The organism is Teichococcus aerofrigidensis (assembly GCF_054073225.1).
Map to the genome: position 1 here is coordinate 1 of NZ_JBSXMU010000252.1, position 1,369 is coordinate 1,369.

2 protein-coding genes are annotated in these 1,369 nt (G+C 67.3%); both read left to right on the forward strand.

The features are described from left to right. Positions 1 to 2 precede the first annotated feature (2 nt). Complete coding sequence (locus ACVMLK_RS21015) at positions 3 to 740, forward strand: CoA transferase subunit A (RefSeq protein ID WP_198368398.1); 738 nt, start codon at positions 3 to 5, stop codon at positions 738 to 740. Between the two features lie 12 nt (positions 741 to 752). Further along, positions 753 to 1,369: CoA transferase subunit B (locus ACVMLK_RS21020; protein WP_457487540.1), on the forward strand; the 617-nt coding region annotated here is incomplete at its 3' end.

The following is a 1,369-nucleotide window of genomic DNA, read 5'->3' on the forward strand; positions in this document are numbered from 1 at the left end:
CGATGCGGAAAGTCTACCCGGATGCCAAGGCCGCGCTGGAAGGCGTGCTGCGCGACGGCATGTTGATCCATGCCGGCGGCTTCGGCCTCTGCGGCATCCCCGCCCTGCTGATCGAGGCGATCCGCGATTCCGGGGTGAAGGACCTGACGGTGGTCTCCAACAACGCGGGCATCGACGATGCGGGCCTCGGCCTGCTGCTGAAGACGCGGCAGATCCGCAAGATGATCTCCTCCTATGTCGGCGAGAACAAAACCTTCGCCGAGCAGTACCTGGCGGGCGAGCTGGAGATCGAGTTCAACCCGCAGGGCACGCTGGCCGAGCGTATCCGCGCCGGCGGCGCCGGAATTCCCGCCTTCTTCACCAGGACCGGCGTCGGCACGCAGGTCGCGGAAGGCAAGGAGACGCGCGAGTTCGACGGCGAGACCTATGTGATGGAGCGCGGGATCTTCGCCGACCTCGCCATCGTGCACGCCTGGAAGGCCGATACCGAGGGCAACCTCGTCTTCCGCAAGACCGCGCGCAACTTCAACCCGATGATGGCGACGGCGGCGAAGGTCACCGTCGTGCAGGTCGAGCACCTGGTGCAGCCGGGCGAGATCGACCCCGACCAGATCCACACCCCCGGCATCTACGTGAAGCGTATCGTCAAGCTGCCGGAGGGCTACGAGAAGCGAATCGAGCAGCGCACGGTCCGCAAGCGCGTGACCGACCTCAACCCCGCCAACAGCAACGTCGCCTGAGGAGCAGCAGCCATGGCCTGGACCCGCGACGACATGGCCGCCCGCGCCGCGCGCGAGCTGGAGGACGGCTTCTACGTCAACCTCGGCATCGGCATCCCGACGCTGGTGGCGAACCACATCCCGGACGGCATCAGCGTCCAGCTGCAATCCGAGAACGGCATGCTCGGCATGGGCCCCTTCCCCTATGAGGGGGACGAGGACGCCGACCTGATCAACGCCGGCAAGCAGACCGTGACGGCGCTGCCCACCACCAGCTTCTTCTCCTCCGCCGACAGCTTCGCCATGATCCGTGGCGGGCATATCGACATCTCCATCCTGGGCGCGCTGCAGGTGGCGCAGAACGGCGACCTCGCCAACTGGATGATCCCGGGCAAGATGGTGAAGGGCATGGGCGGGGCCATGGACCTCGTCGCCGGCGTCAAGAAGGTGGTGGTGCTGATGGAGCACACCGCCGGCGGCAAGCCCAAGCTGCTGCGCGAATGCACCCTGCCGCTGACCGGCAAGGGCGTGGTGGACATGGTCGTCACCGAGCTCGCCGTCTTCACCATCGACCGCCAGGGCGGCGGCATGGTGCTGGCCGAGCTGGCGCCGGGCGTGACGCTCGACGAGGTGCGCGAGAAGACCGAGGC